At 61.7% G+C, this 13,424-nt stretch carries 11 protein-coding genes and 1 pseudogene; 10 read left to right on the top strand and 2 right to left on the bottom strand.

Annotation, left to right across the window (positions count from 1 at the left end):
- The first annotated feature begins 3 nt into the window (after positions 1-3).
- The 8 genes and pseudogenes from SJ05684_RS05940 to SJ05684_RS05905 all read left to right on the top strand — a co-directional run bounded on the left by SJ05684_RS05940 (position 4) and on the right by SJ05684_RS05905 (position 8,525).
- Complete coding sequence (locus SJ05684_RS05940) at positions 4-615, top strand: PilZ domain-containing protein (protein WP_034854743.1); 612 nt, start codon at positions 4-6, stop codon at positions 613-615.
- A gap of 20 nt (positions 616-635) precedes the next feature.
- A pseudogene (locus tag SJ05684_RS31015) lies at positions 636-841 on the top strand (acetate--CoA ligase); the annotation flags it as partial.
- A 323-nt stretch (positions 842-1,164) separates the two neighbouring features.
- On the top strand, positions 1,165-2,175 hold the full coding sequence (locus SJ05684_RS05930) for a TAXI family TRAP transporter solute-binding subunit (RefSeq protein ID WP_034854744.1): 1,011 nt from the start codon (positions 1,165-1,167) through the stop codon (positions 2,173-2,175).
- A 71-nt stretch (positions 2,176-2,246) separates the two neighbouring features.
- Positions 2,247-4,328, top strand: a complete 2,082-nt coding sequence (locus SJ05684_RS05925; RefSeq protein WP_034854745.1) for a TRAP transporter permease — start codon at positions 2,247-2,249, stop codon at positions 4,326-4,328.
- A 517-nt stretch (positions 4,329-4,845) separates the two neighbouring features.
- Positions 4,846-5,454: a transglutaminase-like cysteine peptidase gene (locus SJ05684_RS05920; protein WP_034854746.1), complete on the top strand. Its 609-nt coding sequence runs from the start codon at positions 4,846-4,848 to the stop codon at positions 5,452-5,454.
- A gap of 340 nt (positions 5,455-5,794) precedes the next feature.
- A complete protein-coding gene (locus SJ05684_RS05915) occupies positions 5,795-6,523 on the top strand; it encodes a hypothetical protein (protein ID WP_034854747.1) in 729 nt (242 codons plus the stop codon).
- 182 nt (positions 6,524-6,705) lie between these two features.
- On the top strand, positions 6,706-8,178 hold the full coding sequence (locus SJ05684_RS05910) for a D-alanyl-D-alanine carboxypeptidase (RefSeq protein ID WP_034854748.1): 1,473 nt from the start codon (positions 6,706-6,708) through the stop codon (positions 8,176-8,178).
- A 77-nt stretch (positions 8,179-8,255) separates the two neighbouring features.
- Positions 8,256-8,525 carry a hypothetical protein gene (locus SJ05684_RS05905; RefSeq protein ID WP_034854749.1) on the top strand — a complete coding sequence of 90 codons (270 nt, stop codon included), beginning with the start codon at positions 8,256-8,258 and terminating at the stop codon, positions 8,523-8,525.
- Positions 8,526-8,627: 102 nt separating this feature from the next.
- On the opposite strand, the gene SJ05684_RS05900 is transcribed toward SJ05684_RS05905, so the two are convergent.
- Positions 8,628-9,065, bottom strand: a complete 438-nt coding sequence (locus tag SJ05684_RS05900) for a DUF1489 family protein (RefSeq protein ID WP_034854750.1) — start codon at positions 9,063-9,065, stop codon at positions 8,628-8,630.
- 101 nt (positions 9,066-9,166) lie between these two features.
- Entirely contained in the window at positions 9,167-10,567 is a 1,401-nt protein-coding gene (locus tag SJ05684_RS05895; RefSeq protein ID WP_034854751.1) for an L-serine ammonia-lyase, read from the bottom strand.
- Between the two features lie 831 nt (positions 10,568-11,398).
- Between SJ05684_RS05895 and SJ05684_RS05885 the strand changes: the two genes are divergently transcribed.
- Both SJ05684_RS05885 and SJ05684_RS05880 read left to right on the top strand, forming a co-directional pair.
- Positions 11,399-12,085 (top strand): DUF599 domain-containing protein, encoded by a 687-nt coding sequence (locus SJ05684_RS05885; protein ID WP_034854753.1) that lies wholly within the window; start codon positions 11,399-11,401, stop codon positions 12,083-12,085.
- A gap of 328 nt (positions 12,086-12,413) precedes the next feature.
- Positions 12,414-13,421, top strand: a complete 1,008-nt coding sequence (locus tag SJ05684_RS05880) for a heparan-alpha-glucosaminide N-acetyltransferase (protein WP_034854779.1) — start codon at positions 12,414-12,416, stop codon at positions 13,419-13,421.
- The last annotated feature ends 3 nt before the right edge of the window (positions 13,422-13,424 follow it).

The following is a 13,424-nucleotide window of genomic DNA, read 5'->3' as shown; positions in this document are numbered from 1 at the left end:
ACCATGTTCTCGTTTCAGCACGCACAAAACGGCGGTACGAAACCACACCAGGAGAGCGTCTTCCAGCGCGTCTCGGTGAACCTTTCGGGACGGCTGATGCTTGCCAATCGCGATGAATATGATTGCACCGTCATCGACATGTCGCCGGGGGATGTGCTCTTTTCAACGGCGGCACGGCCGCGCACCGGCGAGCGCATCATTGCCTATATCGATCATCTCGGCAGGCTCGAAGGCACCGTCTCGCGGCTTGCCGAGGATGCATTCGTCATTCAGCTCAATGCCACGGAGCGCAAGCGCGAGAAGCTTGCGGCGCAGCTCACCTGGATTGCCAACAAGCACGAACTCGGCCTGCCCGAGGACCGGCGCCACGACCGGCTTGCGCCGCGCAAGACGCTGACTGAGCTTACGGTAGACACCGGCGAGAAATACCGCTGCCGGATCATCGACCTCTCGCTGTCAGGCGCTGCGATCGATATCGAGCTCCGCCCCGCCATCGGCACTTCCGTCAGACTTGGCAGCAATATGCGGGGCCGGATCGTCCGCCACTTCCAGGAAGGCGTCGCCATCGAGTTCTCCGGCATCCAATCCCGCGAAGCTCTTACCGAATTCCTTTGATGCGGCGGCTATAGGCGCGCGGGAAGCGAGTGCCGACCAAGAAGAGCGCCTACAGGGCGATCGACATCGCCCCGCCAGGCAACACGTCCTAGTGAGCGACGTGCTGGTCGTGCGCCGCACAGGCGGCAAGGTCGGCTGGGCGGCAGGCCGGGACCTCTGGTATCATCAGACGGCGAGCCGCACTGCCTGGTGCTACACAGGCTCGGGTCCGCTCGACTTGTTATATCTTCCTTTTACGCTATGTCACCGCGCGTCATGATCACTGGCAAGCTGCGATCAATGTAGGCGCTGGGCCTGACGGAGGGTGCTGTGCGGTCACAATCTGCAGCAGCGGCGAGCAATCGGGGCGAGCAGTTCGCCCAGCGATGCGCGCTATGCCAGAAAGGCGGTGCAATAGGTTACATGCGGCGGCGGCAGAGTGGTCTGCACGATCCGCAAGCTGCCTTCTGCTATTTGACGGCGGAACAGGGCCGTCGGCAGACAACTGACGAGTTTCCCTCCGCCTGTCTTTGGGGTTAGGGTTGGGATGAAACGCCACCAGAGGAGTAAATGATGTTCAATCGTTTCAAATTGCTGACCGGCCTTGCGCTTGCAATCGGACTGGCGGCGGGCGCGACTACGGCCCAAGAAATGGCCTTCTTCCGCATAGGTACCGGCGGAACCGCCGGCACCTATTACCCGATCGGCGGGCTTATTGCGAATGCGATTTCCAACCCACCCGGCTCGCGTCCCTGCGAAGAGGGTGGATCCTGCGGCGTGCCGGGTCTGGTCGCGACGGCGGTGGCCTCGAATGGATCGGTCGGCAATATCAATGCGATCATGGGCGGTTCGCTGGAAAGCGGATTTTCACAGGCCGACGTGGCTACTTGGGCACAGACCGGCACAGGTCTGTGGGAAGACCAGCCCCCTGCCGACAAGCTGCGTATGATCGCGAATCTCTATCCCGAGAGCCTGCATCTGGTGGCAAGAGCCGATGCCGGTATCGAAAGTGTGGCAGATCTGAAAGGCAAGCGCGTGTCGCTCGACGAGCCGGGTTCTGGCACCCTGGTTGACGCACGCATCGTGCTGGAAGCGTTCGGTCTGAGCGAATCCGACATCACGCCGGAATTCCTCAAGCCTGACCAGGCGGCTGACCGGATGCGCGATGGCGCCATGGATGCCTTCTTCTTCGTGGGCGGCTATCCGGCCGGTGCGATTGCTGAACTGGCGAGCCAGCATAAGGTGAAGCTCATCCCGATCGTGGGCGAGGGAGCAGACAAGATCCGGGCGCAATACAGCTTCTTTGCGACGGATACCGTCCCGGCGGGTACCTACGAGGGACAGGCGACCGATGTGCAGACGCTCTCGGTCGGCGCGCAATGGGTGACCAGCGCGGACCAGCCGGAAGAGCTGATCTACAACATCACCAAGGCGCTCTGGAACGACAATACCCGCAAGATGTTCGATGCGGGCCATGCCAAGGGCAAGCTCATCCGTGCCGAGAATGCAACGGCCGGCGTCGGCATTCCGTTCCACCCGGGCGCAGAGAAGTACTACAAGGAAATCGGGGCGCTGAAGTAAACGCCAGGATTGACTAGCGGGAGCGGGCGACCATGGCGGTCCGCTCCCCCCGGTAACCGACAAGGGGTACAATGACCGCGCCAGATCACGATGAAAGAACGGCAGGGACGAAATCCCTGACAGCTGAAGAGCTGCAGGCACTTGAGGAGAAGTTCGATCCGGAACTGCGGTTCCGCAATCTCGGGCAGGCCCTGACAATATTGTCCGGGGTCTTGCTGTTCCTGCTGTCCTGCTACCATTTCTACACGGCCGGTTTCGGGATCCCGCGATCGACCATTCATCGTGGGCTGCATATGGCGGTGACGCTGTCGCTCGTCTTCCTCAGTTTTTCGGCCTTCGGGAGGCGTAACACGAAACCGGGACCGCTGGCCCCCCTCGGCCTGCCGCTGGCCGACTGGCTGCTGGCCATCGCAGCGGCGGTCACATCGCTGTATGTGCCGTGGATCTACGATCAGCTTGCCTTCCGCGTCGGCAATCCGCTGCCGCTCGATTTGGCGATGGGCAGCGTACTTATCCTGGTCCTGCTGGAGGCGGTGCGCCGCTCGATGGGATGGCCACTGCCGGTGATTGCAATTCTGTTTATGGGTTATGCCTACTTCGGCCAGTCAATGCCGGGCATACTCGTGCATCCGGGGGCGAGCTGGTCGGATATCGTCAACCACCTCTACCTGACCTCGCAGGGGATCTACGGCACCGCGCTCGGAGTGATCGCCACTTATGTCTTCCATTTCGTGCTGTTCGGCGTGATGGCGACGCGGATCGGGCTTGGCCAATTGTTCATCGACGTGGCAACAGCGCTGACCGGGCGCTTCGCGGGGGGACCGGCGAAGGTATCTGTGGTGTCCTCGGCACTGCTCGGCTCGATCTCCGGCTCATCGATCGCGAACACGGTGACAACCGGCGCGCTGACCATACCGGCGATGATCCGCATCGGCTATCCGCGACATTTCGCGGCGGCGGTAGAGGCCGCCTCCTCGACCGGCGGTCAGATCACGCCGCCTGTAATGGGGGCGGTGGCCTTCCTGATGATCGAATATCTCGGCCTGCCGCTGACCACGATTCTCCTGGCCGCGATCGTGCCCGCGTTCATGCATTTCTTCGGCGTGCTGCTGCAGGTGCATTTGGAGGCGAAGCGCCTCGGCCTGCGGGGCCTTACGAAGGAGGAACTGCCGAACGCCCTCAAGGTCATCCGCGAGGGCTGGCTGTCGGTCCTGCCGCTAATTCTTCTCATCCTGATGCTGATGAGCGGACGGACACCGTTCCTGTCGGCGTTCTGGGCCATCGTTGCCTGTCTATTCGTACTCGTCATCCAGTCGGTGCGTGCGCATGGCGTGTCGGAGGGATTACGTGACGCCGCGTTCGGTGTGTGGGAGGGCTTTGTCCTCGGGGCGAAGCAGTCACTGTCTGTCACGGCGGCGGCAGCGCTTGTGGGCATTATTATCGGGATTGTGACGCTGACCGGCGTGGGCTTCAAAATCGCCTTCATGGTCACCAGTCTTGCAAGCGGCTGGGCGGCGTCCGTGTTCGGCCTGCTGTCGATCCTGCCGTTCGAACTGATGGGCGTGCAAGCGATCACATTGCTCTTCACCCTGATGATCACGGCGGTCGTCTGCGTGCTGATGGGTTGCGGCATCCCGACCACGGCCAACTACATCATCATGGTGGCGGTGGCCGCGCCGATTCTTGGCATGCTGGGGGTGGAACCGCTCGTCGCGCATTTTTTCGTCTTCTACTACGGGGTACTCGCGGACGTGACACCGCCGGTTGCGCTAGCCGCATATGCCGCCTCAGGCATCGCGGGAGCGAACGCCTTCCGGGCCGGGAACACCGCCTTCCGCTTGAGCATGGGCAAGGCGCTGGTACCCTTCGTTTTCGTGTTCTCACCCGCGCTGCTGATCGTCACGCCGCAGTTCACCGTTCCAGCCTTCGTTCTCGCAGCCGGCGGAGCGATGCTCGGCATACTCGCCCTGTCGGCCGCGATCACCAATTGGCTCCGCGGACCGCTCTACCTGATCGAGCGGCTACTGCTTGTGGTCGCGGCGCTGCTGCTCATCGCGCCCGATCTGGCTGCCACGATCATCGGTATCGCCCTGCTGGGAGCGGTGGTCACGCGGCAGGTGTTGATGCCCCACCCTTCGGCGCAGCCAGGTTAGAGCTAGTAAGCCGGAGAACCGAGCGCCAGTCGAACCGGCCTCGCCCGCGGCACAATCCCGCGCGTCGCTTCGACGGTAGCCGAGACCCGCGATCTTCTCCGGCAGCTGAATATCTACGCCTGCAGTCGCAGTGGAAGAAGTCGCGATGGGAATAGTTGGGTGCACAAAGAAGACTTCTGGTAAATCGATCCTTACAGCATTTCCACTCCGGCACATCAACACACGAGATCTCCGCCGGCACCTCCTGGCCCCGCCGAGGAGGACTGACCTCCGAAAGGTGGATGATCTCGCACCGTATTTTCCTTATTTTACAGTCACTTATAACAGCTGCGCTTTGCCGCAGTGCGCTTGCGCCACCAAATCATCTCAAATTTGAATCAAATTTCACAAGAATACAATTCAAGTTTTATACTTATTTTATTCGAATATCGACAGCATTTGTACTTGTTTTTACCTCGGATATTCGTGGCCAATAAAAAACTCTGTGCCAATGTCGAACCACAACGGGGAGACAAGCATGCACAAGATGTTCACGAAAACGATCGCCGTCGCCGCTGCCGCGGCCGGCTTTCTGGCGGGATCCGCCTTCGCACTTCCGGCAAACATGGTCGCCAGCGGCGCGACCAACCCGCCGGTCGGCCATTACGAGTTCTGCAAGAGCCATGCCTCGGAATGCGCGCCGCTCGGCCCCGATCATGGGCCGGCCGCGCTGACGCGCGCCGGATGGAAGACCATTCTCGAAGTAAACCACCAGGTCAATCAGGCCATCATGCCCCTGACGGACATGGAGATCCACGGCGCGGAAGAAAAGTGGTCCTATCCGGATGTGGTCGGCGACTGCGAGGACTACGTGCTCCTGAAACGTCGCAAACTGATCGAGAGGGGCTTTTCCCCCGCCGATCTGCTGATCACAGTCGTCCTGCAGCCGAACGGCGACGGCCATGCCGTGCTGACGGTGCGTACCGACCGCGGCGATTTCATCCTGGATAACATGCGCAGCAAGGTGCTGCGCTGGTCCGAGACCGACTACACCTTTCTCAAGCGGCAATCCTCGGAAAATCCCGGCCGCTGGGTGAAGCTCCAGGACGGGCGCGCCGTTGCCGTCGGTACCGTCCGGACCGAATAGAGGCCATACAGTGCCGCCCGTCTTTTCAGACGCAAAGGTCACCGCAACTCTTTGAATCTGCGCATCGAGCTTCGGGCCGATGCGCTAGCCACCGCCACCGGCGATGGCACCTCCTTCCGGGCTTCGGTCAGTCCCTTTTCCCCGTCGCGACCAAGCCCAAGGCCGGTTCCGATTGTCCCCGGAACCGGCCTCGTTTTTTTGGCCACGAGCCGCGCCAAAGATCTTCAGTGAAAATTAACCCTCTTCGACGAACGTCGGAAGGCAATCTCCGCCGGAAGCAAGACGCCATTCGGCCGGGCGAGTGTCGATCTCAGGACCAGCACCTTACCGACGGCCCCGCATGAACTCACCGGAACCCCACGAGCCGGAATTTCTGCCTCTCATTTCACCCCGCTTCGTCTACAAGGTTGCCGGCGTTATCCTATTGCTGGCGGCACTTGCGCTTGCCGTGTCCTTCGCCGGCCGACGGCTAGGAGAAAATCTCGCCCTCGCGGGACACACATCCAGCCGTGAGACCTACGATATCTTCATCGGACAGGATCATCTGCGCCTGCCCGCCAACATCATCCGCTTCGAAAACCAGCGGATGACGCGCATCGCGGAGCGCGTCGATCTCTACCTCACATGGCCCGCGCTTGAAGGCTATAGCGACAAGACCCGGCACTTCTTCAACGATGTCAGCCACCCGGAAAAGTTGATCTTCCTTCAGATCGCGCAGAGCACGATGTCGCGCGACATGTCGGGACGGCTGGACCCCATCTATCGCCATGTCCTCGAAGACGCGCCTCGCCCCGGCCCCGCCGGCCTCATGCGATATGACGCCAAGTCGAATTCCGGCTATGCGGGGGAAGCGTTCTTCACCGCCACCCGCCCGGGTCGACCCGACTATGTCCTGCGTTGTCTCTTGCCGGAGAGTCAGGCCGCGTCCTCGAGTGCCGACTGCCAGCGCGACGTCCATATCGGCAAGGATCTCGCTATTCTCTATCGTTTCTCGGCCAAGTTGCTGCCACAATGGCAGGCAATCGACGAATCGGTGGAATCCTTCATTAAGGCCCGGCTCGTGCCGTGAATTTGTCCAAGAGTCATGCTGGAGGCATTCTGCCGGCCAAAAAAGGCCTGCCGGTCCCGCTACCGAACAAACGACCATCTCCCGGCAACCAATCATTCATCATAAACCGATTGGTAACGCTATCCCGCTAGAGTGCCGGGAACGGTCGTTTCAGGAAACGACGTCCGGACGGCACCCCCGAAATAAGAATGAAGAGCAGCGCAGTGTCTCAATCCGTTTTTCTTGATCGCGCGAAGCATCCGTCACATCCAGTTGCAAAAGCCGTGGCGCGCTTTTTCCTTGCCGGCATCGTTGCCGTATTGGCTTTCTCGACTCCCGCTCTCGCCAACCCGAAATATGCCGGCATCGTAGTCGATGCGAAGACCGGCAAGGTGCTATACGGCGATTCAGCCGATGCATTGCGCTATCCGGCTTCGCTGACGAAGATGATGACCCTCTACCTGACCTTCGAGGCCCTCGAAGCAGGGCGCATCAGCAAATCCACGCGCGTCCCCTTCTCCAAGAACGCCGCGAAGGAGCCCCCGTCGAAACTGGGTGTGCGTGCCGGTCAGTCGCTCACGGTGGAGCAGGCTATACTGTCGCTCGTTACACGCTCGGCCAACGACGCCGCAACGGCGCTCGCCGAGCTTCTCGGCGGCTCCGAACAGCGCTTCGCCCGCATGATGACGAACAAGGCGCGCGCGCTCGGGATGACGCGCACAACTTACCGCAACGCTCACGGCCTGCCGAATTCGGAACAGCTGACCACGGCGCGCGACCAGGCGCGGCTTGGCCTCGCGCTTCGGCAACATTTCCCGCAATATTACGATTATTTTTCGACGCGCAGCTTCCGCTTCGGCAAGCAGACGATCGGAAACCACAACCGTCTTCTCGGCAATGTTCGCGGCGTCGACGGCATCAAGACCGGCTACACGCGCGCCTCCGGCTTCAACCTGGTCACGTCGGCACAACGCGATGGCCGCAGCATCGTCGCGGTCGTGATGGGTGGAACGTCCGGCGCCGCCCGTGACGCCCACATGCGCAAGCTCGTCGCCAAGTACATGCCCGACGCATCCCGCCGCGGCAGCGGCAATCTGATCGCGCAAACGCCGGCGGCTCCAATCGCCGTCGCCGACACCGGCACGCAGGCCGCTGCGCTGAAATTGCCCCATGAGGGGCCGGTTCCGGACTTCCGCTATAGCGGAGAAGCCGCGGGAAGCGTCGAAATGGCCTATGCAGAGACGAAGCCCGCCTCCGACAATCCGGTCCTCTCCGGCAAGATCGCGCCGAACACGCTTGACGCCCAAAGCGCCAAGCTCGCGCAACAGCCGGCGACCTCGTCCGACGTCGACGCCCAGATCACCAATTCGGTCGCAAAGGCCGGCGCGGCGGCCGAGGCAGAAGCGCGGGCGGAAGCAACTGCCATGCCGCAGGGCTGGGTCATTCAGGTCGGCGCGACGCCGGATCGGCAACAAGCCGTGACTCTGCTCGACAATGCCAAAGAAAAGGGCGGCAAGGTCCTGCGCGACGCGAAGCCCTTCACGGTCGCGTTCGGCAGCGGCTCTGCGCAAGTTTACCGCGCTCGCTTCGGTGGATTTGGCGACCAGGACAAGGCGATCAATGCATGCAGGTTCCTGAAAAAGCGGGGGTTCGCCTGCTGGGCGAGCCAACAGTGAGCGCACGCGACATTGACGGCCGGATGCGTTTTGTCCGGCCGTTCTCCTCGGATTTGTACAGCGTAACGAGGTCTGTCATGGCAATGAACGAGAATGCTCCGGACGTCACCGTGGCGCCGGGGAAAAAGACGAAGTCGCCGGGCATTCGGCTGCATCCGCTGCACGAAGCAGCCATGCGCATAGCCGATGTCGGGCTCAACCGGTCAAAGGCGAAGACTCGGGACCTCGTCGGCCTGCTCCTGACCCATGGAGCGCGGGCCTGGCGCTCGACCCAACCGCCTGCGGCAATCCATCTGCATGTCACGGCACCTGGCCGCAGCCGGCCGCTGAGAGTACGGATAGGCTGACGTCAGCGGCGCCGGCTCTCGACTACAGCGCCGCGCGTCTTTTCAGACGCGCTTTCCTCCGATTTTCAGGCCGATGCGCTGAATTCGGGGCGGTGCTTCGCCCTACAAAAGGCCCAACGCCGCGAGTTCCCGCCGCAACTCGAGCGGCATATCCGCACCGTCTGCCGCGAGCGACGCGAGGTCGCGCGGTGCCTCCTTGTCCTCAAGATAGCGCCATCCCTGGAACGCCCGACGCGGCTGGGGCTCCGTATCCACCACCTCGGGGCCGAGAACGAGATGGCAGCGGCCGATCCCCTCTCCGTCCGTAAAGGGTTCGACGCCGATCAACGGCTGCCTTGCCTGCACGTATCCCTTGATCACCCAATAGAGCGAACCGCCGGCAAGAAGTTCTTCCGTACGCTTTGGCACCATGCGCGTCGTGTGGAACGAGTGCGGCTCCTGTCCGGCCGCAATCGCTGCCAGCGACCTGCGCGCTACCCATTCGCGCAAGTCTTCGATGGAATCGGCGCCGACACAGAGCTTGATAAGATGCAATGCCATGGCAATGCTTGAACACCCGGCGGTCGGTCGAGGTCAAGCGCCGCGAGTGATTTCGTCCACAAAAGCACTGCAGCGCGCGGCATGGGAGCTACCCGCTGGCTTCAGCATTCGACGATATTGACAGCAAGCCCGCCGGTCGAGGTCTCCTTGTATTTTTCGCTCATGTCGAGCCCGGTCTGCCGCATCGTCTCGACACAGGCGTCGAGCGGCACGAAATGCTTGCCGTCCCCCTTCAGCGCGAGCGACGCCGCGGTAACAGCCTTCACGGCGCCGAGCGCATTGCGCTCGATGCAAGGCACCTGCACAAGACCCGCGACCGGATCGCAGGTCATGCCGAGATGATGCTCAAGAGCGATCTCGGCCGCATTCTCGATCTGCTCCGGCGTGCCGCCCATCACCGCTGCAAGGCCTGCGGCGGCCATTGCGGAGGCGGAGCCCACCTCGCCCTGACAGCCGACTTCGGCGCCGGAAATGGAGGCATTGTGTTTGATGATGCCGCCGACCGCGGCCGCCGTCAGCAGATAGTCCCGAATGCCTTCCTGATCGGCATCGTCGTGGAAGTGCAGATAGTAGCGGATCGTTGCCGGGACCACGCCCGCGGCACCGTTCGTCGGCGACGTCACGACCCGGCCGCCGGCGGCATTTTCTTCGTTGACTGCCATGGCATAGACGCTCAACCAGTCATTGGCGAGTAAGGGATTCACCTTGTTCGACCGCCATTCCTCCTGCAGCCTGTCATGGATTGCCCGCGCGCGCCGGCGCACCTTCAGACCGCCCGGCATGATGCCGTCCTGGCTGAGGCCGCGGTCGATGCACGCGTTCATCGCGGCCCAAATGCGATCGAGGCCCGCGTCGAGCTCTTCCCTCGACATGGTGCATTCCTCATTCGCCCGCTTCATCTGAGCAATCGAAAGGCCGGAACGCGCCGCCATCTCGAGCATCTGCGCCGCCGTCGCGAATGGATAAGGGACCTTGACGCCGGCCGGCTTGTTCTTTGCCGCGCGCATGGCTTCGAGCTCCGTGTCGGTGACCACGAAGCCGCCACCGATCGAATAATAGATGCGCTTGAGAAGCAGCCGTCCGTCCCGATCGAAAGCGGAGAAGGACATGCCGTTGGCGTGGCCCGGCAGCGGCACCTTCTTGTCATAGACGAGATCGGTCTTGGGCTGGAACTGATATTCAGGATGCCCCGGCGGCGAAACGCGGCCCGTACGCTCCACCTCATCGATGATCGCGTCCATACGGTCGGGATCGACCAGATCCGGACGCTCGCCCATCAGCCCGAGGATGACCGCCCTGCCCGTTCCGTGGCCGACCCCCGTATGCGCAAGCGAACCGTGCAGGCTGACCGCAATGGCGCTGACCGCCACATTCGACGGCCGCGGCCATTCGTCGGAATGGATGAGGTCGAGGAACCTGTTGGCGGCCGACATGGGACCCATCGTGTGCGAACTCGAGGGGCCGATACCAACCTTGAAAACGTCGAAGACGGAAAGAAACATAGATGCCTGACCAGATCCTGGCAGGCGCTCAACGCCATGCCGATGACAAGACCGGACCCGCCGCAATTCGCCAATGCGGATCCGCTCCATATATAGGGTAAAAACCTATGCGATCCTATGCCGGTCGATCAGGCGATCCACCGACATCGGATTTTGCCTGTGCGACATCGCAACCCATGAGAGGCTTGCTGTGCATTTCCTTGAACACCGGTCGATTCCTGGCCAAACACGCGCCCGCTTGCGGCGGCCATTCGCGTCCGAGGGCACCGTAGCGCTGTGGGTAAGTGATGTGGCGATCGGAATGGATGTAAAGGCGGCGGCGTCAACAGACGCCTGCCAAGGGAGGCGTTTGTTATCAGAAGCTACCAAAAAGGTAAGCCAGAACGAGAACGCCAGCGAAACCAGCCACGGCGCGAATGGTTACGCCCCAGCATGACTTCTGTATTGTGCTGTCCATGATTTCTCCGAATACCCGAGAGTCGACAAGCGGCAAGGCTCGCTTGTGGGGGCCATGCATACTGAAGAAAAAGTAAATGCGCAATGCCGAAATGTGGCGAAACCATGTCACATCCTCCGATTCGAGGGAGCACGGTCGCAGGGCGGTGGCGGCTAGCCTAGGCATACTCTCGAAGATTGCGGCGGGGAAGACACCTTGGATTCCTGTGTTGCCGCAGGTTCTTGCCGCAAAACCGTAGAAAACGTTTTGCGGAACCCGCTTTAGAAAATCCGCCGTCGCGCTCCGGCCGTGCGGCCTCTGTTTCGCCATCTTGATTGACGCCGGAGCTGCCGAAGCGGCCTTGCATTTTAAAACGGCCATGCGACAAGACGCATATGACCATGGAAGATTACATCGCGCTCTGCACGTTCGTGCTGCTTTGGGGCGGCTTCAGCTGGGCGACCGACGGACGCCGCAATTTCCAGCGCGTCAGCCTGACCCGTTTGATGAACGAGCACCGGGCGCGTTGGATCCGCAATTCGCTCACCCGCGACCTGAAGATGATCGACACACAGATCATCGCGGGCCTTCAGGCCGGCACCGCCTTCTTCGCATCCACGACCATATTCGCGCTCGGGGGCTGCTTCGCCCTGCTCGGCGCGACCGATCAGGTGCAGATGATCTTCAACGACCTGCCCCAGGTCTTTCGCGGCGGCCGAACCGGCTTCGAACTGAAGGTGGGCGGGCTCACCTGCCTTTTCGGCTATTCCTTCTTTCAGTTCGGCTGGTCCTACCGGCTCTTCAACTACTGCTCAATCCTGATGGGCGGCATTCCGATGACGGCCGACATGTCGCGCGATCGGCAGGCGGCCGAGAAAGCGGCGGAACGCGCCATACGCATGAACGTCATGGCGGCCAAGCATTTCAATGCCGGACTCCGGGCGATCTTCCTCTCGATCGGCTATCTCGGCTGGTTCATCAGCCCCTATGTCTTCATCGTGCTTACCGGCTTTGTCATCTTCGTCCTTACCCGCCGGCAATTCTTCTCCGAAGCCCGGAACGCGCTGCTCGCCGACCAGTGATAAGCCGCGGTCCTACAGCGCCGCGCGTCTCTTCAGACGGGCAAAGGTGACAGCAACTCCTTCAATCTGCGCATCGAGCTTTCCGAAAATCGGTTTCGGGCCGATGCGCTGGGCGCCGCACGCCGCCATGGCCGCCCTGATGCATGCCGCCTTCATTTCAACATAATCGCGACGCGTCTGGCATGGGTGTCCGTGAACCGAATCGGGCGCGCAACCCACCACAAATGTCCCAGCTGGCTGCCTGCCTTTTGTTCTCGGACCAATTTAGGTTTAAGAGATCATGCAGGAGCCGGACAACCACCACTCGCCTGAACAGGATGGCGCCGCCATGTCCAATAGCCCCGCGACCACGATCCCGGAACCGCAAGTCCTGCAGCCGGGCAAAATCCAGCGCATCGCGCTTCTGGACGCGCTCCGCGGGCTCGCGCTCGTCGCCATGGCACTTTACCATTTCGTCTGGGATCTGGAGTTTTTCGGCTACGTTGCGGCTGGTACCGCCGGGACCGGCGGCTGGCGGCTCTTTGCGCGTCTGATCGCCACCAGTTTCCTGTTCCTGGCCGGCTATAGCCTGGTGCTGGGCCATGCCGCGAAATTCCGCCCCCAGATGTTCGCGCGCCGATTCGCCAGGATCGCAGGTGCAGCGGCTCTCATCACCGTGGCGACCTGGTTCGCCTTTCCGGCTTCCTTCATCTTTTTCGGCATTCTTCATGCGATTGCGGCGGCAAGCCTCGTCGGCCTGCTGTTCCTTCGCCTTCCCGCGTTCGTTACCTTCTTGGCAGCGGCAGCCGCCTTTATCGCACCGCTCTATTTGCGTTCGCCCGTGTTCGACATCCCCGCACTCTGGTGGGTCGGACTTTCCGAAACGGTGCCGCGATCGAACGACTATGTACCGATGCTTCCATGGCTGGCTCCGTTTCTCGCAGGCCTCGGAACGGCACAGCTGCTCCATCCGATGCTCACATCCCGACGCTCCGCCATGGAAAGCCGTGGCAAACCAAAACTGTGGATCAGGCTACTTGCCGTCGGCGGGCGTCACAGTCTGGCCATATACCTCATCCACCAGCCGCTGCTGATCGGGCTGGTTTATGCCTTCTCACTTGCGGTCCCCGCCCCCGCCCTCGATGCGGAGCGGGCGTATCGGCTGGACTGCGAACAAGCCTGCGGCCTCTACAGTGCCGGCGTCTCCTGCGGCAGCTTTTGCAGATGCACGCTGGCCCGGCTCAAGGAGCAGAACCTCTTCGACGATTTAAACCTGGGCAAGATCGACTTGACCACGGATGAACGCGTTGCGCGAATCGCCAATCAGTGCACAATGGATGCAAGATCAGGGGACTAGGAC

It is taken from the genome of Sinorhizobium sojae CCBAU 05684, from assembly GCF_002288525.1.
GTDB lineage: Bacteria > Pseudomonadota > Alphaproteobacteria > Rhizobiales > Rhizobiaceae > Sinorhizobium > Sinorhizobium sojae.
This window is presented reverse-complemented; position numbering and strand designations above follow the sequence as displayed.

Coding starts and splice junctions, on each gene's coding strand:
- SJ05684_RS05925 (WP_034854745.1), top strand. CDS start 2,247: ATGACCGCGCCAGATCACGATGAAAGAACGGCAGGGACGAAATCCCTG.
- SJ05684_RS05900 (WP_034854750.1), bottom strand. CDS start 9,065: ATGGCATTGCATCTTATCAAGCTCTGTGTCGGCGCCGATTCCATCGAA.
- SJ05684_RS05905 (WP_034854749.1), top strand. CDS start 8,256: ATGGCAATGAACGAGAATGCTCCGGACGTCACCGTGGCGCCGGGGAAA.
- SJ05684_RS05915 (WP_034854747.1), top strand. CDS start 5,795: ATGAACTCACCGGAACCCCACGAGCCGGAATTTCTGCCTCTCATTTCA.
- SJ05684_RS05930 (WP_034854744.1), top strand. CDS start 1,165: ATGATGTTCAATCGTTTCAAATTGCTGACCGGCCTTGCGCTTGCAATC.
- SJ05684_RS05880 (WP_034854779.1), top strand. CDS start 12,414: ATGTCCAATAGCCCCGCGACCACGATCCCGGAACCGCAAGTCCTGCAG.
- SJ05684_RS05885 (WP_034854753.1), top strand. CDS start 11,399: ATGACCATGGAAGATTACATCGCGCTCTGCACGTTCGTGCTGCTTTGG.
- SJ05684_RS05895 (WP_034854751.1), bottom strand. CDS start 10,567: ATGTTTCTTTCCGTCTTCGACGTTTTCAAGGTTGGTATCGGCCCCTCG.
- SJ05684_RS05920 (WP_034854746.1), top strand. CDS start 4,846: ATGCACAAGATGTTCACGAAAACGATCGCCGTCGCCGCTGCCGCGGCC.
- SJ05684_RS05940 (WP_034854743.1), top strand. CDS start 4: ATGTTCTCGTTTCAGCACGCACAAAACGGCGGTACGAAACCACACCAG.